At 54.3% G+C, this 21,695-nt stretch carries 18 protein-coding genes; 10 read left to right on the forward strand and 8 right to left on the reverse strand.

Annotated features, from left to right (window positions below; genetic code table 11):
• Nucleotides 1-130: 130 nt before the first annotated feature.
• Nucleotides 131-1,375: a chorismate-binding protein gene (locus H8B13_RS00335; protein WP_187308855.1), complete on the reverse strand. Its 1,245-nt coding sequence runs from the start codon at nucleotides 1,373-1,375 to the stop codon at nucleotides 131-133.
• Nucleotides 1,372-1,815 carry a hotdog fold thioesterase gene (locus H8B13_RS00340; RefSeq protein ID WP_187308856.1) on the reverse strand — a complete coding sequence of 148 codons (444 nt, stop codon included), beginning with the start codon at nucleotides 1,813-1,815 and terminating at the stop codon, nucleotides 1,372-1,374. Before H8B13_RS00340 ends, H8B13_RS00335 begins: the two co-directional genes overlap by 4 nt.
• 79 nt (nucleotides 1,816-1,894) lie before the next feature.
• Between H8B13_RS00340 and H8B13_RS00345 the strand changes: the two genes are divergently transcribed.
• The 5 genes from H8B13_RS00345 to H8B13_RS00365 all read left to right on the forward strand — a co-directional run bounded on the left by H8B13_RS00345 (nucleotide 1,895) and on the right by H8B13_RS00365 (nucleotide 8,942).
• Nucleotides 1,895-2,509: a histidine phosphatase family protein gene (locus H8B13_RS00345; RefSeq protein ID WP_187308857.1), complete on the forward strand. Its 615-nt coding sequence runs from the start codon at nucleotides 1,895-1,897 to the stop codon at nucleotides 2,507-2,509.
• A gap of 153 nt (nucleotides 2,510-2,662) precedes the next feature.
• Nucleotides 2,663-4,411 (forward strand): pyruvate dehydrogenase complex dihydrolipoamide acetyltransferase, encoded by a 1,749-nt coding sequence (locus H8B13_RS00350; protein WP_187308858.1) that lies wholly within the window; start codon nucleotides 2,663-2,665, stop codon nucleotides 4,409-4,411.
• Nucleotides 4,412-4,553: 142 nt separating this feature from the next.
• Complete coding sequence (locus H8B13_RS00355) at nucleotides 4,554-7,148, forward strand: TonB-dependent receptor (RefSeq protein WP_187308859.1); 2,595 nt, start codon at nucleotides 4,554-4,556, stop codon at nucleotides 7,146-7,148.
• Between the two features lie 147 nt (nucleotides 7,149-7,295).
• Entirely contained in the window at nucleotides 7,296-7,832 is a 537-nt protein-coding gene (gene hslV, locus H8B13_RS00360) for an ATP-dependent protease subunit HslV (RefSeq protein WP_187308860.1), read from the forward strand.
• A gap of 138 nt (nucleotides 7,833-7,970) precedes the next feature.
• Nucleotides 7,971-8,942, forward strand: coding sequence for a deoxyhypusine synthase family protein (locus H8B13_RS00365; RefSeq protein ID WP_187308861.1), 972 nt, complete (start codon nucleotides 7,971-7,973; stop codon nucleotides 8,940-8,942).
• Between the two features lie 74 nt (nucleotides 8,943-9,016).
• Here H8B13_RS00365 and H8B13_RS00370 read toward each other — a convergent pair whose 3' ends face one another.
• From H8B13_RS00370 to H8B13_RS00390, 5 genes are all read right to left on the reverse strand, one after another.
• Nucleotides 9,017-10,399, reverse strand: coding sequence for an OmpA family protein (locus tag H8B13_RS00370; RefSeq protein WP_187308862.1), 1,383 nt, complete (start codon nucleotides 10,397-10,399; stop codon nucleotides 9,017-9,019).
• Between the two features lie 216 nt (nucleotides 10,400-10,615).
• Nucleotides 10,616-11,077 (reverse strand): hypothetical protein, encoded by a 462-nt coding sequence (locus H8B13_RS00375; protein WP_187308863.1) that lies wholly within the window; start codon nucleotides 11,075-11,077, stop codon nucleotides 10,616-10,618.
• A 112-nt stretch (nucleotides 11,078-11,189) separates the two neighbouring features.
• Nucleotides 11,190-11,756: a 2'-5' RNA ligase family protein gene (locus H8B13_RS00380; protein ID WP_187308864.1), complete on the reverse strand. Its 567-nt coding sequence runs from the start codon at nucleotides 11,754-11,756 to the stop codon at nucleotides 11,190-11,192.
• 5 nt (nucleotides 11,757-11,761) lie between these two features.
• Entirely contained in the window at nucleotides 11,762-12,346 is a 585-nt protein-coding gene (locus tag H8B13_RS00385) for a DUF1572 family protein (RefSeq protein WP_222841304.1), read from the reverse strand.
• Between the two features lie 107 nt (nucleotides 12,347-12,453).
• The gene (locus H8B13_RS00390; protein ID WP_187308865.1) at nucleotides 12,454-13,476 is read right to left on the reverse strand and encodes a hypothetical protein; all 1,023 of its coding nucleotides are present in this window, start codon (nucleotides 13,474-13,476) and stop codon (nucleotides 12,454-12,456) included.
• A gap of 194 nt (nucleotides 13,477-13,670) precedes the next feature.
• On the opposite strand from H8B13_RS00390, the gene H8B13_RS00395 reads away from it, so the two are divergent.
• The gene (locus tag H8B13_RS00395; protein WP_187308866.1) at nucleotides 13,671-13,829 is read left to right on the forward strand and encodes a DUF2256 domain-containing protein; all 159 of its coding nucleotides are present in this window, start codon (nucleotides 13,671-13,673) and stop codon (nucleotides 13,827-13,829) included.
• Nucleotides 13,830-13,897: 68 nt separating this feature from the next.
• On the opposite strand, the gene H8B13_RS00400 is transcribed toward H8B13_RS00395, so the two are convergent.
• Nucleotides 13,898-16,639: a S8 family peptidase gene (locus H8B13_RS00400; protein WP_187308867.1), complete on the reverse strand. Its 2,742-nt coding sequence runs from the start codon at nucleotides 16,637-16,639 to the stop codon at nucleotides 13,898-13,900.
• 552 nt (nucleotides 16,640-17,191) lie between these two features.
• Here H8B13_RS00400 and H8B13_RS00405 point away from each other — a divergent pair.
• From H8B13_RS00405 to H8B13_RS00420, 4 genes are all read left to right on the forward strand, one after another.
• On the forward strand, nucleotides 17,192-18,472 hold the full coding sequence (locus H8B13_RS00405) for an MFS transporter (protein WP_187308868.1): 1,281 nt from the start codon (nucleotides 17,192-17,194) through the stop codon (nucleotides 18,470-18,472).
• Between the two features lie 113 nt (nucleotides 18,473-18,585).
• Nucleotides 18,586-19,464 carry a DMT family transporter gene (locus H8B13_RS00410; protein WP_261990169.1) on the forward strand — a complete coding sequence of 293 codons (879 nt, stop codon included), beginning with the start codon at nucleotides 18,586-18,588 and terminating at the stop codon, nucleotides 19,462-19,464.
• Between the two features lie 468 nt (nucleotides 19,465-19,932).
• Nucleotides 19,933-20,682 carry a ferritin-like domain-containing protein gene (locus H8B13_RS00415; protein ID WP_187308869.1) on the forward strand — a complete coding sequence of 250 codons (750 nt, stop codon included), beginning with the start codon at nucleotides 19,933-19,935 and terminating at the stop codon, nucleotides 20,680-20,682.
• 47 nt (nucleotides 20,683-20,729) lie between these two features.
• Nucleotides 20,730-21,656: a ferritin-like domain-containing protein gene (locus H8B13_RS00420; protein WP_187308870.1), complete on the forward strand. Its 927-nt coding sequence runs from the start codon at nucleotides 20,730-20,732 to the stop codon at nucleotides 21,654-21,656.
• The last annotated feature ends 39 nt before the right edge of the window (nucleotides 21,657-21,695 follow it).

Here is a 21,695-nt window from a genome sequence, read left to right on the forward strand (position 1 = left end):
GCTTTTGAGTGAGAATTAACTGGAAAGCTAGACTAAGAAAAAGGCAGTTATGCTTCGCTGCCGCTCGGCCTGATCACCTTTTAGCATAGCTCGCTCTGTATTGTATTTGGACTGATGTGTTTCCAGAAGTTTATCTATCTAAAACTGCTCCGGCGGTCTGGAGTTTAAGCTCGGTTTCCTCCCACTCGCGTTCCGGGTCGGAATCGATGGTGAGGCCAGTGCCAGCGTACAATATCGCTTCGGTGGGGCGGAGCTGCATGCAGCGCAGATTCACAAACAAGCGTGCGACGCCCGCTTGCGGCAGATTTACTGGGCCCAGAAATCCGCTGTAATATGCTCGGTCGTAGCCTTCGTATTGCTGCAAAAAGTCGAGAGCAGCTTGCCGGGGCATGCCGCCTACTGCCGACGTGGGATGAAGCAGGCGAAGCATGTCGGTGCCTAAAGATGGGAACGGCACCTGCCGCAAATGCACGGCAAAATCGGTACGCAGGTGCAGTAATTCGCCCGCTACCACGGTGCGGGGGCCAATTTCGTCGTACTCGCGGAGGCGCAATTGCTTGAAGCAGCTCACTATATAGCGGGCCACCAACGCCTGCTCCTCTATTTCCTTCTGCCGCCAAATGGCCTTTTGGGGCGTTAGACCCGGCGTGAGTGGTTGGGTGCCAGCCAGCGCCATCGTCCGAAAGGTGCCCTCTGGCGTAACCTCAGCCAATACCTCAGGTGTAGCGCCCAGCCAGGTGCCCGCGCCCGGTGCACTTACCAGCGACACAAACGCCTGCGGATACCTGGCTTGTAAATCCTCAAAAGCTTGCAACGGATCAAAGCCGGGAGGCAAAAGTTGGCGCGTTGCCCGCGACGATACCACTTTCTGGACTTCGCCCTGCTCAATAGCCGCCACACCACGCCGTACCAATGCAGTATACTCGGCCAGGGAAGCCGTGGCAGGTGCCGGTTGCGGACTTTGGTGCCAAACCAACGAAGAGGTGTCCGGAGTGGCGTGCAGAAACTGCCGTAGCTCAGCCAAGCGGAAGTCGGCAACACCTGTTTTATTAACCCAAAATACTCCTGATTGCCCACTATCGAAGAATACGTTGGCAGGCAGAAATAAGGCTGGGTTATGGTCGGAGTCGCGGAAGGGGAAGAAAGCGAAGCCTGCCGGGGCGCTTGCTTCGAGGTTGGGGGGCAAACCAGTAAGCGCTTCTTCCCACGAAAAGCTTAGGCAAAGTTGGGCATGAGTTGCCCCCGGTAGCCGCCACAAGGCTACCGGCAAATCTGCCTGGAGAGCAAACGCCACTAGCTGCCGCAACTGCTCCATGGGCGCTAGCTGCTCACCGCCGGGGTACGGTACTAACGTTGGCCGGGGGCGCTGACTCATGCGGCCTTACCCTCTTTTGGGGGCAAATCAATGACGGCCATCGTGATGCGACTAACGCAAACCAGCGCCTCCGTTTCCTCATGCGTAATGCGAATTTCCCATACCTGCGTAGTGCGCCCCACATGCAGGGCTACCGCCCGGCCAACCACATAACCCGAGCGAACTCCTTTCAGATGATTGGCGTTGATTTCTAGACCTACACAGGCTTTTTTGGTTCTGTCGACCTGCAGAGCGGCGCCTATGCTGCCTAAGGTCTCGGCCAGCGCCACGGAAGCGCCGCCGTGCAACAGGCCCATGGGCTGGTGCGTACGGTGATCAACGGGCATGCGGCCAACCAGCAGTTTATCACCGATTTCGGTCAGCTCCATGCCGAGGTGTTCGCCCATTGTATTGCGGCACCAAGCATTGAGCTGCGCGAGGGTAGGGGCGGGTGGTATCATAGAGGAAAATGAAAAAATCGGGGTCAGCGGCCTGAAAAACCAGTACTTTCGGACCCGTCACAACAAAGCTAGGGGTAAAGTGAGCGTCAAAAAAATATACCTCATTCGGCACGGGCAAACCGATTTCAACGTGCAAGGTATCGTGCAGGGCAGTGGCGTCGACTCTTCCCTGAACGCAGCCGGCCACGAACAGGCGAGCCGTTTCTTCGCTGCTTATAAACATTTGGCGTTCGATAAAGTCTACACCTCCACGCTGCAGCGCACCCAGCAGTCGGTGCAGGGCTTCTTGGATTTGGGCTTGCCGCACGAGGCGCATCCGGGCCTGAACGAGATTAGCTGGGGTCTGCGTGAGGGAACCCGCATCACTCCTCAGGAAGATGCTGAATATCAGAGGGTGCTGGATCAGTGGGCCAGGGGCGAAACGCACGCCCGGCTTATGGGCGGTGAAAGCCCTGATGAAGTAGCCGCCCGCCAACGAGCTTTTATCGATTTGATAATCAGCCGTCCCGAGGAAGAAACCATACTAGTGTGCATGCACGGCCGGGCCATGCGGGTGCTGTTGTGCCAGCTGCTCAACTACAACTTAAGCCATATGGATGCCTTTGAACATCGCAACCTGTGTTTGTACCGACTGCATTACACGGGCTCTATGTTTTCGGTGCGAAGTTTTTTAGATACAGCGCATTTAACGTAACACCCAAAGTGGTTTGCTGCGTTAACACAACTACCCTTTCTAGTACTGAAAGCGACTTTTACTCTTTAGCCTACGCCCATCCTGCGTTTAGCATTTGCCAGCGCAGATTTTCAGGCTAATTTTGACCCTTCACAACCCAAGCCCAAAAAGCAGATGGCCGAAATCATAAAAATGCCCAAAATGAGCGACACGATGACCGAGGGGGTTATCGCGGCTTGGCTCAAAAAGGTAGGCGATAAAGTGAAGTCCGGGGATATCCTGGCCGAAGTGGAAACCGACAAAGCCACGATGGAGCTGGAAAACTATGAGGACGGCACCCTGCTCTACATTGGCCCCAAAGAAAAAGATTCTGTGCCCGTAGATGGGGTATTGGCTATTGTAGGCAAAGAGGGCGAAGATATCTCAGCCCTGCTGGTCGGCATCAGCGGAGGTAGCGCCGCCGCTGCACCTGCTCCCGAAGCGCCAAAGGCTGAACCCGCGCCTGTTGCGGAAGCACCCAAAGCGGCTCCTGCACCGACTTCAGCACCTGCTGCTCCGGCCGCCGCGCCGCAAGCTGCTGCGCCAGCCGCCGCTGGGAACGGTAAAAAAGCCACCGTTGTGCGCATGCCCAAAATGAGCGACACAATGACCGAAGGCGTCATTGCTGGCTGGCTCAAGAAGGTAGGCGACAAAGTGAAATCAGGTGATGTGCTGGCCGAAGTGGAAACCGATAAGGCGACCATGGAGCTGGAGAATTACGAAGATGGCACCCTGCTGTACATCGGCCCAAAAGATGGTGAGTCCGTAGCTGTTGATGGCGTACTGGCTATCATCGGGGAGGAAGGCGCCGACATTGAAGCCTTGCTGGGGGGCAAATCTGGTGGCGCTGCTGCGCCAGCCATAGCACCTGCTGCTGCTCCCGCCGCTGAAGCTGCCGCCCCTGCATCGGCAACTACTTCAGCTCCGGCCGAAGCTGCCGCTCTAAGTGGGGGCCGCGTGCTGGCCTCGCCGCTGGCTAAGCGCATCGCTCAGGAAAAAGGCATCGACATCAGCCAAGTAAAAGGCTCCGGCGACAATGGCCGCATCGTGCAGCGCGACGTGGAGAACTTTCAGCCCGGCGCTGCTCCTGCCGCTAAGCCCGCTGCCGCACCGCTACCGGAATACATCGCGCCTGTTGAAGCGCCCAAAGCCGCACCAGCGTCAGCTGCTCCGGCGGCTGCACCTACCAGCGCTCAGCCCGAAGGCACTTACACCGATACTCCCGTTTCGCAAATGCGCCGCGTGATTGCGCGCCGCCTCGCCGAAAGCAAGTTCTCGGCTCCGCATTTCTATCTGACGATGGAAATCACCATGGACCGCGCCATGGAAGTTCGGACCCAGCTCAACGCTTTGTCGCCGGTGAAGCTGTCGTTCAACGACCTCGTAATTAAGGCTGCCGCCGTGGCGCTGAAGCAGCACCCAACCATTAATTCCTCATGGCTCGGCGACAAGATTCGTCAGAATCATATGGTCAATATTGGCGTGGCTGTAGCCGTGGACGAAGGCTTGCTGGTGCCCGTGGTGCGCAATGCCGACGGCAAAGGGCTGTCTGCCATTGCTACTGAGGTGAAAGAGCTGGCCGGTAAAGCCAAGAGCAAGAAGCTGCAGCCGGCCGAGTGGGAGGGCAGCACCTTCACTATCTCGAATCTGGGCATGTTCGGCATCGATGAATTCACGGCCATCATTAACCCACCCGATGCCTGTATTCTGGCTGTGGGGGGCATTAAGCAGACTGCCGTCGTAAAAGACGGTCAGCTGGCCGTGGGCAACATCATGAAAGTGACCCTGAGCTGCGACCACCGCGTGGTAGACGGAGCCTCGGGCGCCGCCTTCCTCCAGACCTTGAAAGCTCTGCTGGAAGATCCCATGCGCATGCTGATCTAACCGTCGAATTACTATTTGAGCTTCGAAAAGCCAGCCCGGGAGGGCTGGCTTTTTTATTTATTCGCTTAATTGTGAAAACAATATATGTTTCCGTCCTGCTCCACCTAGCTCCAAGCATCCATTCACTTTTCTTTTTAAAGCAATGAAACAGCTAGTACCAATTACAATCATGTGCCTGACAAGTGTCATGGCCATGGGGCAAGATCAAAACCTGACGGGGCAAGTGCTGGATGTGGCGGGCCGGCCGGTAGTAGGGGCTACGGTGCTGGAAAAAGGCACCAACAACGGTACGGGCACCGACGGCAGCGGCCGATTCACGCTGCGTGCTCGTTCCCAGTCGCCCACGCTGGTCATCAGTTCCATCGGATTTGCCCCCCAGGAGGTGAGTGCGGGCGCCGGGCCCATAAGTGTGCGGCTCGCGGAATCTACCACCAGCCTGGATGCGGTGCAGGTGGTTGGCTCGCGCAGCCAGAACCGCTCCGTCACCGATTCGCCCTCGCCGGTTGATATAATTGATATCCGAGAAGTGACGACCAAAACTGGGCAGCTTGATGTAAACCAGTTGCTACAGTTTGTGGCGCCTTCTTTCAACTCCAACCGCCAGACAGGCTCCGACGGCGCCGACCACGTCGATCCGGCGACATTGCGCGGCCTCGGCCCCGACCAAACGCTGGTGCTAGTGAACGGTAAGCGCCAGCATCAGTCGGCGCTGGTCAACTTGTTCGGCTCGCGCGGCCGGGGCAATACGGGCACCGACCTGAACGTCATTCCGGCCGCTTCTATTCAGCGAATCGAGATTCTGCGCGATGGCGCCGCGGCCCAGTACGGCTCCGACGCCATTGCCGGCGTGATCAATATTGTACTGAAGAACAGCGTGGATGAGCTGACGGTAAGCGCCAACTACGGCGCCTACGACGCGAAATACCGCTTCGACGACGAGACGTTTGATGGCGGCAACTTCAACGCCAACGTCAACTACGGTATCGGAGTGGGTAGCAAGGGCGGTTTTGTCAATGCTACCCTCGACTACAACAAGCGCGAGCACACCCAGCGCGCCAACGTACCCTCGTCCGCCGATGGCATAGCCCGCCGCGAGTATGGCGACCCAGAAGTGTCGAATGCGGCAGCTTACCTCAACGCTAAGTTTCCGCTTAGCGATAAAGCCCACATCTACACGTTTGGCGGCATGAACAAGCGCAAAGGCGACGCCTACGCCTGGACGCGCTTCCCCGACGATGACCGCAACGTACCCGCTATCTACCCCAACGGCTTCGACCCGATTATCACCAGCGACATTATAGATGGCTCGGCGGTGGTAGGCGCGCGGGTTTTGGTAGGCGAATGGGATCTGGACCTAAGCAACAACTTCGGCTCCAACCGCTTTGAGTACGGCTTGCGCAACACGCTCAATGCCACACTAGGCGCGAGTTCGCCTACTAGTTTTGATGCGGGGGGCTTTCAGCTCCAGCAGAACGTGGTGGGCCTAAGCGCCACGCGCAACTACAAAACGGTGCTGCAAGGCTTTAACCTGGCAGCTGGGGCCGAGTATCGGCGCGAGTGGTATTCGCTTTTTGCCGGCGAAGAAGCCTCTTATCGCAACTATGACCCCAACTCCGGCGTGGCAGGCGGCTCGCAGGGCTTCCCCGGCTATCAGCCCAGCGACGCCATCAAGGCTGACCGCGACAATGTGGGCGTGTACGTTGATGCTGAATTGAACGTGACGCAACGCTGGCTGCTGGCCGCCGCTCTGCGGTACGAGAACTACAGCGACTTCGGCAGCACCCTCAACTACAAAGCTGCCACGCGCTACAACCTGACCGAGTTTCTGACCTTGCGTGGCACGTTCAGTACGGGTTTCCGGGCGCCTTCACTGGCTCAGATTAACTTTAACTCCACGTTCACCAACTTCATTGGCGGCGAGGCCGTGGAAGTGCTATTGGCTCGCAACAACAACCCCGTCACCCAGAAGCTGGGCATTCCGAGTCTGAAGCAGGAAACCTCCACCAGCGCCAACATCGGATTGACTAGCCGAATAGGTTCGTCGCTGAGCCTGACGCTGGATGGCTACTATATCAAAGTCAACGACCGGGTGGTGCTTACCAGTCAGTTTGCGGCCCGCATTCCCGACCCTAATGATGAGAATAACACCATTCTAGACCCCGTGATTGGGGCCGACCTGGAAGCGGCGCGCGTAGGCCAGGCGCAGTTCTTTGCCAATGCCGCTTCTACTTCTTCGCTGGGCCTCGATGCCGTACTTAGCCACACGCTTACGCTGAGTGGCAGCCGCCTGAATTCCACGCTAGCCGCTAACTTCAACCGTCTGCGCATCGACCGGGTGACGACTTCGGGCCGATTGGCTGGGCGCGAAGATGAGTTTTTTGGTCCCCGCGAGCAGGCATTCGTGAAGGCGTCAGCGCCACCGTCTAAGATCAACCTCACGTTTGATTACCAGCTGGGCCGATTTGGGGCGCTCCTGCGCTTCGTGCGCTTTGCCGAGATTGAGTTGATTGGTTACGATGATGAGGCTCAGGTGTACAAGCCCCGCACGACCACCGATCTATCCTTTAGCTACGCCCTCACCGACCATTTACAGTTCTCCGTGGGTAGCTCCAACTTGTTTGATGTGTACCCCAACCGCTTCGACCCGCAGCTCACCGAAACCGGTGGCGCTTGGGACCCGGTGCAAATGGGTTCGAACGGCCGGTTTTACTTTGCTAAATTGCAGGCCCGTTTCTAAGCAGGTGCCAGCCAATAATCATCTGTCATCCTACGAAGGAAGGACCTCGCCCAGTTGGAACACATCATTCCAACTGGGCAAGGTCCTTCCTTCGTAGGATGACAAGTGTTTTTCTGACAGCTGCCAATTACTAATTCTCACCCAAGTATGAAAATAAGATCAACTACTGTCCTGGGATTGCGCCACAATGGGCAGATTGCCGTGGGCGCCGACGGACAGGCTACCATGGACAAGCACGTGGCCAAGAGCAACGTGCGTAAAATTCGGAAGCTGCACGATGGCAAAGTAGTGACCGGGTTTGCCGGCTCCACGGCTGATGCCTTTATGCTGCTCGATAAGTTTGAGGAAAAGCTAGGCAGCTATAATGGCCAGCTGCGCCGCGCCGCCATTGAGCTCGCCAAAGAGTGGCGCAAAGATCAGTATTTGCGCAAGCTGGAAGCCATGATGGTGGTAGCCGACAAAGACGAGCTGCTCATCGTGGCCGGCACCGGCGACGTGCTGGAACCTGATTTCGACGTAGCTGCTATTGGCTCGGGCGCTATGTATGCTCAAGCTGCCGCACTGGCTCTGAAGAAGCACGCCCCCCACCTCACGGCCCGCCAGATGGTGGAAGATGCCCTGCACATTGCGGCCGATATCTGCATCTACACCAACCATAACCTCATGATTGAGGAGCCTAGCTAAGGCTCTTTTTGATAAGTAACCCAGGTCAAATTGGGCGCTGTTTATATTTTTTGCTATAAACAGGGCTCAATGAACGATTCTGAGCTGCTAATTGATTGTACACCACGACCCACCACTACTACATAGAACAACGATTCGATGAACGTAACGAACTTCCTCAAGCACCACTATCGCCACTTCAACGCCGCTGCGCTGATTGATGCCGCTGAAGGCTACAACAAGCATCTCGCGGAAGGTGGCAAAATGATGATTACGTTGGCTGGTGCCATGAGCACAGCCGAAATGGGCATCCAACTGGCTGAGCTGATTCGCCAGGACAAGGTGCAAATCATCAGCTGCACGGGTGCCAACTTGGAAGAGGATATCTTCAACCTCGTAGCCCACGATTTCTACGAGCGGGTGCCTAACTACCGCGACCTGACGGCGGCCGACGAGCAAGCCCTCCTAGAGCGCCACATGAACCGCGTAACCGATACTTGCATTCCGGAAGAGGAGGCAATGCGCCGCCTTGAGCACTCAGTATTGAAGTTCTGGGAGCAAGCCGACAAGGCTGGTGAGCAGTACTTCCCGCACGAGTTCTTCTACCAAATCCTGAAGTCGGGCGAGCTGGAGCAGTACTACCAGATTGATCCTAAAGACTCCTGGATGCTGGCTGCGGCCGAGAAAAACCTGCCGATTATCTGCCCCGGTTGGGAAGATTCTACGCTGGGCAACATCTTCGCGGGCCACGTTATTTCGGGCGATGTGAAGAATGTGCACACCGTGCGCACGGGCATCGAGTACATGATTTACCTGGCCGAGTGGTACACCAAGCAAGCTACCGACGAAAGCAAAGTAGGCTTCTTCCAGATTGGTGGCGGTATTGCCGGCGACTTCCCGATCTGCGTGGTGCCGATGCTGCACCAGGATTTGGGCCGTACCAGCGTGCCGCTGTGGGGCTATTTCTGCCAGATTTCGGACTCTACTACTTCCTACGGTTCGTACTCCGGTGCTGTACCCAACGAGAAAATCACGTGGGGCAAGCTGGGCCAAGACACGCCTAAGTTCATTATCGAGTCGGATGCCACGATTGTGGCGCCGCTGATCTTTGCCATAGTATTAGGGCAATAATTGCGGTTCGCTTTAATGAGAAAAAAGCCCCCCAGAAGTTTTCTGGGGGGCTTTTTCTTTAACCTTGCATCAGGTTACTTTTTGGTCACGCGCACATCTACCCGGCGGTTCTGGGCGCGGCCTTCGGGGGTGTCGTTCGTGGCGATGGGGTGCTCCTGACCGTAGCCTTCGGCGGCTACGCGACCGGCATCGATGCCGTTATCCATCAGAGCTTTGCGGGCGGCGTTGGCGCGGTCGGCGCTGAGCGTCAGGTTCATATCAGCCTTACCCTTGTTATCGGTGTAGCCGCCCAGCTTAATAGCTGCATTGGGAAAAGCTTTCAGAATCGCCGCCGCGTTTTTCAGCTGCGCCTGCGATTCGGCTGTGAGTGCCGATTTGCCGGTGGTAAAATATACGCGGTCCAGGCTCATCCAACCCTGGGTTTTATCATCGCTGACGGTCTGTTTTGGGTCGTTCAGGAAATTATACAACCGTGACTCAAAGGAATTGCTTCCTACGTTCAGCACCGTGCCATCGGGTAGCTTAATTTCAGTGTTGGCACCCGTATCGTAGATGTAGTTGCCGCTGGCCTCGTCGTAGCGACCGGTAGGGGCCGCAAGGGGAGCGGCGGCTACGGTGGCCGTATCGGCTACCATATCGGTGGTGGCTGGCGCGGCTGCTTCGGGCTCCTTATCACAGCCGCGCACGAAGAAGAATGCTGCTGCTAGTGCTAAAAGGCCTAACAATATCCATGGCCACCGATCCGGGGAATCGGTGTCGGTTTCCACGCCACGGGCCGTGTTGCGGGCGGCGTCGCCGGTGCGGTGGGCAGCGGCCGAAACGGTATTGCCAAGGTTGTGGGTAGCGGAACTGGCTGCGCTGCTCACACTAGCCGCTGCCCCACCCAGGCCCAGGCCGGCAAGCATGCTGCTTATGTTGCCGGGCAGGCTGCCCAGAGCACCCATAATGCTACCGCGCTGACTGCTCAAATAATTACCAAAACCGGTGGGATCCAAGTTATTGTCGGCTGCGTGCTTGCCCAGTAGGCCTAGTATCACTGGCGTAGCCATGCCCATCAGGCTGCTGGTGGTGGAGTTGCGCACGCCGGCCTGCTGACTGATGCCATCCACGGCGGAAGTGTAATTGCTGCCAAATACGGAGCGCAGCATTTCGGCCCCCTTGTTTAGCAGGCCGCCATCGGAGGCGGTTGCGGTAGTACTGGAACTGCCCATGCCGCCCACCATGCTGCCCGGACTACCAAGAATACCGCTGCTGTACGCCTGACGGGATAAATCAAATAGCTCGGCATTGCCGCCGGGCTGTTGGGAGCGGGCAAATAATCCACCTAATACCAAGGGCACAACACTGCGTAAGGCTTTGCCAACACTACTTTCGTTTTCGCCGAGGGCAGTGCTGGTCTGGCGTACTGTGTCGCCGCTGAGGTAACTCTGAACAAGCTCTAATATGTTCTGGCTCATACAAATAGGGAGTTGAATGGAGAGAATATAGTTTCATACGAATTCGTGCTATTACGGTCTAAATTAATATACACATTTTAATTTATAATATAATTTTTCGCAGTTTAAATATAGGCTTTGGGCACTAATTAGTAGCAAGTGTAGAGTTGATCAATAGCATAAAAAAGCCCCCCAACCGGCTGATTGGGGGGCTTTATTAATTATTCAAATGGAAAACTAAAGCCTAAACAGCGGCCGCTCAGGGTTCCAGATACCCCACGGAATCATGAGTAGTACCAGCAACAGCGCCACGGTAAACCAGATGAACGCCTTTTTGTGCTTGGATACCGGATTGATGGCCTTTTTAGAGATGGAGCGACCCACCTGGGCAAAAATGACGGCCAAAACCATCGTGACAATGTGCTCTACGCCCCAGAAGCGCAACTCGGGGTTTTTCATGGCGGCGCCCATGCTTTGGGTGGCGGCCTTCGCTACCGGGCTCAGGCCGAAATACAGAATCAGGCCCAGCAGCAGCTGTAGGTGCATGGAGCCGACAAAGGCCGCGCCCATACCATTATCGGCGCCGAGATAAGGGCGACGATTTTGCCAGCCCACAAAGGCCCGGTACACAGCAATCAGCCCAAAAATAATCACCAGCCAGCGCGACCAAGAGTGCAGCGCAAGTACGATATCATACATAGGAGAAAGGAAAAGTGAGGCGGTAAAGGTCGGCAGTGGGAACGAAAATGCCACGCTGGGGGGCAAAATGTTGGCTATGGCCCTTTTGTTGACAGTGGCTAAGAGGAAAAAGCTAAAAAAGCAGAGGTGCTTTCTCATTTTTATGCCCTTCAAAGCTGAAGACTTTTTCCTGCACAAACTGCTCGCCTTCCTGCCGCAGAATAGTGATGTTGTTAATGTTTAGCCGCAGGTTAAAGGTCTGCTCGTTAAGGTGTTGCAGCACCGGGCCGAGTAGATCTGGTGAGGTGTCGTGCAGGGCTAGGGAAATATGTGGCATCCAGCAGTCGGGGCCGCTGAACTTGTCGGTGCGCAGGCAAAGCGGCGCGGTGGCATTCACGATGCGCATGTGCAGCTGGTTGAGCGCATCGGAGCGCAGTACCGGAATATAGATAACCGGATTCGGGCCCGGAAATACCCCCAGTCCCGTGGTAAAGGCCGGAAATGGCTTGGTGGTGCGAGCGACATCGCGCAGCACGGCCTTGAGCAACGACAGCTTGCGCACCCCCGCCAGCTGATAGGTGATGTGCGGGTCGGCGGTGGCCTGCACGTCGTCGAGGCCAAATTGCGTTTCCAGCTCCTTTATGATGCGGTTGATGCGTGCCGCGTTAGGCGGACTGAGCAGCGTGGTTATTGCGAGCATAGCCCCTAAACTATAGAATTGGGGTTAGGGTTGGCACGTTGCTGCACTTGTTGGGTAAAGTTTTCGCTTTGGCCCCGTGGTACACTCAAATTTTGCCAGTCAGCGCCCCGCAGCAGTTTGCCCAGTTGCACGAGTTGTCCCACGTGGTAGCTGTAGTGAGCTACCTGTCGCTCCAAGGCCGCTAGCGCGGTGTGCGCTTCCCCCCGAATCGTAACCGTGCGCAGCAAGTCATCGGGCTGCAACGAGTTTAACAAGTCAAACAGAATGCGCCAAGCCGTTTCCCATTGCTTCCGCAAAGCCGGTACATATGTCTCGGCGGGGGCATTGGGCTCCTCAAACTCCGGGTCGCGGCGACGGTCGGGCTTTTCGCCGTCAGTGGTCAGGAAGTCGGTGAAGCGGGAGCGGAGGTTGCCGACCATGTGCTGCACAATAACGGCCGCACTATTAGCACCCGGCGCGGGAGTATACAACCATTCGGTGGGCTGAATCTGAGCCAACGCCCGATCAGCCAACGTTTTATACTGAACAAAGATGTGGCGCAGATTGGCCAAAACAGCTTGGCCCAGCGTATCATTCGGCGGCATTGACATAGCGCTAGCAACAAGAGTTTAACAAGTACTAGATTACAAAAAAGGCTGCCCAAATGCACGGGCAGCCTCTTCGTTTTTTGCTGATAGCGCAGCTGTATTTTGCCGGTTTAGAACCGAACCTTATTGATGCTAAAGTCGGATACCGGTGGATTTTGCCCCCCAAACAGCGCACTCAGGTAAGCATAGAGTACATACGTTTCGTTGCCGCGGCGCGTGAGGGTCGTTGGAAAGACGTTGCCGGTGGCAAAATTGCCCCCCACGGTAGCTGAAGCGAAGTTATCCGACGAGTTCAGCCGAAATACCGTGCTTTGGCTGTTGGATACGACCAGCAGCGTACGGTTGTCTTGCAGTAGAATGCCGTCGGCACCTACCAAGCTCTGAGCGCTGGCTACCGGGCTGAACGCAACGGGGTTACTCAGCGGCACTTTGTACACGACGCCTTGCGTCGATTGAGCAACCAGCAGATAGCCGTCGGGATGATAGGCAATACCATTCAGGCCAAACGCGCCGGCTGGGGCTGCCAACTGGCTGCTCTCCAGAAATACAGAGGGATTGCCCTGTAAGTCAACCTTATAAATAATGGGTGAGAAACTGTCTGTGACGTAAGCATTGCCCTGGGCATCGATGGCAATATCGTTGGCAAAATGGCCCTGGCCTGGCCGCAAGGCACCCAGATTAACAAAGTTGGCAAGCTGGCCATTATCGGCGTTGAAAATAGCTAAGGCCGCCAACCGACCGGCGGTGGCGGAGGTAGAACGGGTGGTGTTGGCACCCGGATCGGAGACGGCCGCCAAGAGCCGCTTGCGGCCCGCGTCGAGGTGGAGGCCGATGGTAGAAACCAGCCGGGCATCATCGGTAAAGACGCGGTAGTTGCCATTGTCCTGCACCTGCCCGATGGCGCCGCGCGTCAGGGAGCTGACGAAGAAACGATTGGTTTTGTCGTTGTACTGCACGCCTTCGGGGTACAGCGCGGGCTGAGTGAAAGTGATGGTGTTTGGCCCGACAGGGGCGGGGAGCGCACCAGTATCTTCGGAGCAGGAAGAAGCTACGCTCAGTAAGCCACCAAGCAGCAAAGTAGAAAAGGCGCGCCCACTGAAACGGGAAGCGCGGGAGGAGAAAGAGTAGAACATAATTGGTGGATAGGTAAGCTGGAACATAGATGCTAAACCAGCAGTACCCGTTGTTGGAAACTGGCAGGGGACTTTTATTCGTTGAACGGAGCTTAATCTCCGCCGAAATGCCCCCTGTAGTCCGTGATTGCGCCAGTCCACCTCCAACTATCAGGTCACTGCGGTGTTATTTCATCCTATGATACCCTCATCTTATGCTACCGGCCAAACTCACCAAAGGCAACCTGCCCACAAAGATCTGCGCCACCTGCGGACGCCCTTTTGAGTATCGGAAGAAGTGGCGCAACTGCTGGGATGAAGTGAAATATTGTGGTGAGAAGTGCCAGCGCTCCAAGCCGCCCACTTTGAAATAGTTTCAAACAAAAAGGTCCAGTTCTGAAGAACTGGACCTTTTTAGAAGGTAAATCGGAACGGAAAAGCGCTAGTGTGTCAGCACCACGCGGCCGCTGTGATTTTTAGCACCGGCCCGCAGCTTAAACAAGTAAGTGCCAGCTGGCAGATTCGTGCCATCAAAGGAGTGCTCGTGCCAACCCGCAGCTTCTTGGCTATTAACTACGGTTGTCACTTTGCGGCCCATCATGTCAAATACTTCCAAGCTTACAGCACCTGCTTCGCTCAGGTTGTAACTGAAGCGAGTGCGGTCGGAGAAGGGGTTTGGGGCGGCCAATACTAGGTCGCGCTGAGCGAGTTGGGCATTAGAGGTAGCACTTTGGCTAGCAACGGCATCAAGCGGAGCTGAATTCCATTGGTCGTGAGTACGCGTCACGATGACTGCAAAGTCGGCACGCTTCACTTTCTGCAATGGCTTAAATGTAGCGTGCAACTTAGGCAGCAGATCATAAGGCCCTTGCGTAACAGTGTAGAAGGCATTAATGATGTTCATATCCAAAGCCACCTGCACATAGCCAGCCAAGCCGGCCGGAATCTGGGCAGCGTCGTCGATTGGAATACGCTTGCCATCAACCTCTACAGTTACTGAACTTGGTACCTGTTGGGCTTTGTTTTGCAAACCTAAGCTTTGCACTAGAGAGTAAGCCAAGCTGGCGCGAGTAACGGCGGCCGATGGGCCAAATACCCCCGCCGACAAAGGCTGCATCACACCATTTTGTACCTGCACACGGTCGCGTAGGGCCGCACCCGTAGCCGTTACCGATTCGGCAAGCAGCCGATCAGTGGCGCTTACGTCGCCAAAGGAAACGGCACCGCTCAAAGGCAGAAACTGACGCACGGCTTGGCCCATTAGCAAATAATCTGCTAGCTGAATGCGACTTAAGTCCTGATCTGGCTTGAAGCCATTAGATAAGCCATCCATCAGACGCTTGCCAATGGCCATTTGAATAGAAGCTTCTGCTGGGTGGCCTACTACGTCGGTAAGACCAGTACTACCAGCCGCTTGATTTAAAGCAATGGTGCCATTCACCGTTTCGGGTAGAGCTAGCCCCTGCAAGCCTTCGAGGCGCACAGTCCAGGTGCCAGACTCAGGACCAGCAACGGCAACTGCGCGGCCGGGGCTAGTCGCAAACAATACAGAAATGCCCGAAGCATAACGCTTACCGGTAGGAGAGAGTAATACTAGGTTTACAGGGTTACCGGTTTCACCCAACAAGCCCGATACTTTGCAGCTTACCTCCAGCGACGAGGTGCCAGGAGCCACAGCGAAGGTGCTGGTATTCGTGGCGGCAGTCAGTGGGTTGAAGTTGATGGTGAAGTTCGAATTAGCCACGTTGGTATTCACGCTGCTGTTGAAAGTACGCGTGGCATTCACTGTGCCACCGTAGCCTGCCTGCCGGAAAGCCCGATCCACAGCTGCATAAGCGTTAGCCATGCCCCGACCTACTTCCCATGATTCGCGGTTGGGTAAGTTGGTAGCTGTTTGCTCCAGAATGGTTTTTACTTCCAGCGGGGTCAGATTAGGATTAGCATCCAGCATCAGAGCCACAATACCGGCTACGTGCGGAGCAGCCATCGACGTACCCGTCAGGTGAGTGTAAAACGGTACGTGAGCGGGTTCCATATTTTCTACATCTTGCTGCGTGCTGAGTACGCCGATAGGAGAAATAGCACGCGTCGAAATGATGTCTGTGCCAGGAGCCGTTACCGTAGGCTCATCGCGCCACGAGAAACTCTTGCCATCCATAGTGAAGCTGCCGCCCATACCCTTCCGACCACGAGAAGAAGAAGGCGCCAGCACGCCGGCCTTATCTGAGTTGCCTACTGCAATTACCCAGGGGGCTTTTTTGTAATTACCCGTAATGGTACCTGAGCCTGCGCCCGAGTTACCAGCCGAGAACACAACCACGATGTTGCGATCCACGCAGCGTTTAGTAGCAATGTTGATTGGATCAGCAGGGTTTGGCTCGGTGCCAATGTCTGAGGTAGTACCAAACGAGTTGGTAATAACACGAATGTTATACTGAAACTGGTTTACCAAGGCGTAATCGAAAGCGCCCACCACATCCAGAATAAATAGGCCCGCGCCCGTGCCGTAACCAATGAGGTCGGCACCCGGCGCAACCCCAGCATACTTTCCATTGGAAGCTGCGCCCGTAGCACCCACAATACCAGCTACGTGCGTTCCGTGCCCGCCGCTCTGGTCAGTATTGGGTATATTCTCTACATAGGTAATAGGTAGCATGGCATCCTGAGCGTTCAGGTTGGTAGTGCCCAACACGTTCTGCTTCAGGTTCTTGCCCAGTGTCATGTCGGGATGCGTTCCGTCCACGCCGCTGTCGTTGATTACTACACCTATACCCTTGCCAGATACGGGCAAACCGCCATTACGCTGGGTAAAAGACGATTCTAATCGTACCCGCTGGGCGCCGGTCAGAGCAGTGGCACCGTCGTTGTCGCGGACAAGGGAGCGATTCAGATAAACGGATACCACGCTGGGGTCTGCAGCCAACCGATCAATCTGAGCCTGGGTGGCTAGCACGCCAGCTACGGGTAATGCCTTTAGCGTCACACCTTGGCTGATGCCCAAGGTGCTCAACAATTGCAAGTTAGCCGCCGTTGGGGCACCTCCACCTTTAAAGGTCACAACGACTTGTTGAACACCAGTAGTGGTGGCCAAGGCCGATTTGAGGTGAGAATCAATAAAAGCTTGAGCGAGTACAGCCCCGGTGCTGCCCATCCAGAGCAACAAACCGAGTAAAGTTTTCTTCATGCGTAGCTGGTAAAGTGGTTTGGGGAGAAATCAGAGCCACCTACGGAAGTTTTTGAAATTCAGATTCTTTAGATAACCCGAACTCCTTGATAACAAGTATGAATGCATACTATAATTGCCTATAATATTGTATTATATACAGATAGGTCATGGGTTAGTATTATTATATTTTGTTTTTTATATAAATAACTATGTAAAAAATATTATGTTGAATTTTAATTAGTTACATATCTAAAAACGAGTGCATTTCTGTCATTATTTGCATGTTAAATAAGTGTATAAAATATATTTCTGTACTAGAAAAAAAGTTTAAAAATAAGTTCACTATACCACAGAAATCTTTCTTTAACCTTGTTGCTAATCGTGATTTGATAGAGATAAGTAGCTATGAGTAAAGACGAATCAGTCCTCGCAAGACAACCAAACACAGGGATTTACAGCTTAGGGAAATGTTTAAAATTCTGCCTCGTTAGTAGCTGTTAATAAAGCCCAATCCGTAGGTAAATTCATTCTTTAATAAAGAATCGGGTTACATAAGTACATTCTTATACTTTGAAAAATAACCGCCGCGCCGTGGCGCTTTTGTTTACGGCCAACGCTATTTCCGGCTTCGCCCAAGGCATCACGATGCTGGCGGTGCCCTGGTTTTTTGCCCGCCAGAATGCGTCCAGCACTTTTAACTTATTGTACGGACTGGTCACGTTTGCTTCCTTATTCTGGGGCATGTACGCCGGTGCCTTAGTCGACCGTTTCGACCGCAAACGAGTATTCTTGGCGTCGAATATGGTGGAGGGGGCGGTGCTGCTGGGAGTGGCCAGTTATGGTTTTGCCACGGGCGGCGTGCCGCTGGGGGGCATTTTGCTGGCTTTTACCACCACCGTATTTGGCTACGGCATTCATTACCCCAACCTCTACGCTTTTGCTCAGGAAATCAGTCTGCCCAAAGACTATCCGCGCATCACTTCCGCCATCGAAATTGTAGGACAAGCTACGTCGGTGGTGAGCGGTGCGCTGGCGGCGCTGTTGCTGGAAGGATTGCCCGTGGGCCAGACGTATAATTTGTTTGGAGCACAACTAGAACTGCCTTTCTCTCTGGAAGCTTGGCCCTTACACCAGATATTCCTGCTCGACGGCATTACCTACGCCGTAGCCGTCGGGCTCATTGCGTTTATTCGCCACCAGCCTGTCATTCAGACCCAAGTAGAGTTGGGCTCGCTCTGGAAGCGCCTGCGCACTGGCGTCACGTATTTGCAGGAACATCGCGCAGTATGGGTGTTCGGCCTGTTTTCCTTCTCGGTGTTTGTGGGCTTGCTGGTGAGCCTGAACGCGCTGATGCCCTTGTATGTGCACAACCACTTGAAGGCTGGGGCGGCGGTGTTTGGCGCGGCCGAAGTAGCTTACGCGGTCGGTGCTCTAAGTGCGGGCCTGTTTGTGCGACGGGTATTTCTGCGCCACCCCACGCTGCGCTCCGTTATCGTGCTGATGATGATAGCTGGGGTGAGCTTTGGCGTAGCTGCGGCCACGCGGTCGGTGGGGTTATTTCTGGCATTCTCGCTGGTTTTAGGCTTCACCAATGCCGGCACGCGCATTCTGCGGGTGAGCTACTTGTTTGTGCACGTACCGAATGAGGTAATTGGGCGAGTCAACGGCATTTTCAACGTTGTAAACGTGCTGCTGCGCACAGGTTTTATTTTGCTGTTCTCGCTGCGCTTTTTCACGCTGGGCTCCAATATAGCTTGGGGCTATGCCTTGCTGGGGGGCTTTATTATGGCCTCGGCGGCTGTGCTGCTGGTGCGCTACCGCGAGCTGAGCGCTACGCCGGTGCCCGCTTAGCCGTGGGCCTACGTGGGGGGCTTTTCTGGAGGTCAGCAGCAAAAGGCGCATAAAATTGTTAAGGCACCATTGGTCGCCCCATCCGACCTTTGTATTTCCTTTCTGCCTGCCTTATGCCGCTTACCCAGGGTGCCCGCTACATGCTGCTCTCCACGCTGTTTTTCGCCCTCATGAATGTGTGCGTAAAGCTGCTGCCCCATTTGCCCGCGCTCGAAATTATTTTGTTTCGGTCGGTTATCTCCATTGTTATCAGCTACATAACGCTTCGAGTGCTAAATATCCGTCCTTGGGGTTCCAACCATTTCTTTCTCATTGCGCGGGGCGTTACCGGCGCGCTTTCCCTTATTCTCTACTTCTTTACTCTTCAGAATATGCCGTTGGCCACGGCCGTTACGCTGCAGTATTTGGCTCCCATATTCACTACAGTATTGGGCATTTTCATTGTAAAAGAGAAAGTCAAAGCGTGGCAGTGGGCATTTTTCCTGCTGTCCTTCACCGGGGTTTTAGTAGTTGAGGGGGTTGATACGCGCGTGAATCCGCTGTACTTGATGCTTGGTATTGCTTCGGCCGTTTTCTCGGGGTTTTCCTACAACTCTATTCGCCGCTTGAAGGGCCGGGAGCATCCCTTGGTCGTGGTGTTTTACTTCCCAATGGTGGCTTTGCCAATTGCCGCTATCTATTGCATGTTCCATTGGGTAACACCGCATGGCTTCGACTGGCTGTGGCTAATCCTCGCGGGGATATTCGCACAAGGCGCCCAAGTATGCATGACCAAAGCCTACCAAGCCGAAAAGCTCTCTAATGTAGCCAACCTAAACTACATAGGTATTCTGTATGCGTTGGGCTTAGGATTTGTCTTTTTTGGCGAAGCGTTCCGTCCTGAGGTATACTTAGGTATGAGCCTGGTGCTACTAGGTGTAGTGCTGAATACTTGGTATGTGCGGCGCCATCGTGTCGTGCCGGTAGCTCCGGTAGCAGAACCTGTAGTCTAAAGCCTGCTGGGGGGCTTTTTCAGGCTGCTCAACCTGAAAGCTCAGGTAAGTACGCCAACAAGCTTCATCATTTTCAGGCCCGAGACCCACCATGTGGGCAGCGCTTTGGCCTTGCGGATTAAACTTCTCCACCCACTCTCCATACCGGGTGTTGTAGAATCATTCTGTGGTTACTCTAACGGGCTCAGTTTCGTACTCAACACTAGCTTTTCTACTAAAGGTACAGTCGAGCTATTAATAGCACAATTATCTGATAGCATAGCTGTTGTAGAGCACTAGCTACGACCAGAAATGACTGACTTTTTCTTGCGTAAAGTACAATTATGCTAAAAATAATATAGTAAAATAACGCAATAAATACTTATTTAGATGATATAAATACGGGTTGTTGCATTTTGTGAAATATAACTAGTACCTTAATTACGTATGGAGATAATCAACAATTTTCACCACTTAATACAAATAGTTATGTCGCATATTTCTCACAAAAGCTCTGAAGCAGAAAATGCTCAGGAGGAAGTAATGGTGCCCTTGCAACGCCGGGCGTTTCTGCGCTACTCTGGTGCCGGTGTGGCCCTGAGCGGACTGGTATTGGCTGGCTGTACCGACGACCGTTTGAATGACATATTCAAACAGGTTGACCGGAATAGCGGCGTAGTGAATGTAGGCAGTGGTGATGTTGGTATTTTGAACTATGCGTACGCACTCGAGCAATTGGAGGCGGCTTTCTACGCTAAAGTGACGCAGGAGCAGTTTTATCTGAACGCTACCCGTGCCGAAAGAATTATTCTGAAGGACCTGGCAGATCACGAAAAAATTCACTCCGATTTCCTGTATGCCGCTATCAAGGCCGCGGGGGCCATTCCGATCAAAAAGCTGACTCCCGATTTCTCGTCCGTCAACTTCGCTAGCCGGGCTAGTGTCCTGGGTACCGCCAAAGCATTTGAAGATCTGGGTGTAGCAGCCTATAACGGCGCTGGAAAGCTGATTAGCAATCCAGCGTATTTGACGATTGCCGGTAAAATTGTGTCGGTAGAAGCACGCCACGCGGCCCTTATCCGCGACCTGTTGCAGAATGGCACCTTCGTAGGACCTGACGTAGTAGATCCGACCACTGGTTTGGAAAAATCGAAGTCGCCTGCTGAGGTAGCTGCCATTGCCAATACCTTCTTGGCTCAAGGCTCTAAAATCGACGTCAGCAGCCTGCCTAGGGACTAAGCTGCGTCTGCCATATCCATTCCTTCTATCGCCAAAAAATCTTACCCATGAATATTCTCAAAATCATTACCGAAATCGAGAAAGTAGATCCAGAAGTCTACGAGCGTCTCGATCAGCGCCGCCAGATGTTTAAGCATTTTGCTGGATTTGGCAAAAAGCTCGCTGTGGCCGCCGTACCGCTGGCTATGGGTGCCATGTTCCAGAAGGCCTACGGCCAAACAGGGGGGCTTAGCCGGCAAATTATCGACGTACTGAACTTTGCTCTGCGCCTGGAATACTTGGAGTTTTACTTCTACGAAAATGGTCTAGATTTCTCGGGTAGGACCGGATCGGCTCTGAACTCTGGCCTCACCGGGCAGAACCGGGCCGATATTGTCAAGATTTACAACGACGAGCGTGCCCACGTCAACTTCCTGCGCTCAGTGTTGGGGAGTGCGGCAATTCCCGATCTTACCCGGGACTCGTTTGACTTTACAGGTTCTAAAGGTGGCACCCGCGCGGCCCTGTTCCCCGATGTATTCAGCAATGTTGGTACTTTCCTGGCAGTAGCCCAAGCTCTTGAAGATACGGGCGTACGCGCTTACAAAGGGGGCGCTCCGTTGCTCATCAGCAACAACACAATATTGGAAGCTGCATTAAATATTCACTCAGTAGAGGCTCGCCACGCTTCCCACTTGCGTACTATGCGCCGTGGCGGGCCACAGGCTGAGCCAGGTGATCCAAGCAACGCGGGAAGTACCCCTCAAAGCTGGATTTCAGGTAACGATAACGGTGGTCCGGCACCTGCCGCCACTGCTGCTGTTTATGGCGCAGGCAACCCTGCTAGCTTATATCCTAGCGAAGCTAATGTTATCCAAGGTGGCCTGAACGTTCAAAATATCAGCCAGGTATCGCCAAACGAAGCTTCTGAAGCTTTCGACGAGCCACTGGATATGGGAACGGTGCTTGCCATTGCTGGCAATTTTACCAGATAAGCGAAAATTCATTCCGCTTAACGTATTAAAGGACAGCCC

The organism is Hymenobacter sp. BT188 (assembly GCF_014333585.1).
GTDB lineage: Bacteria > Bacteroidota > Bacteroidia > Cytophagales > Hymenobacteraceae > Hymenobacter.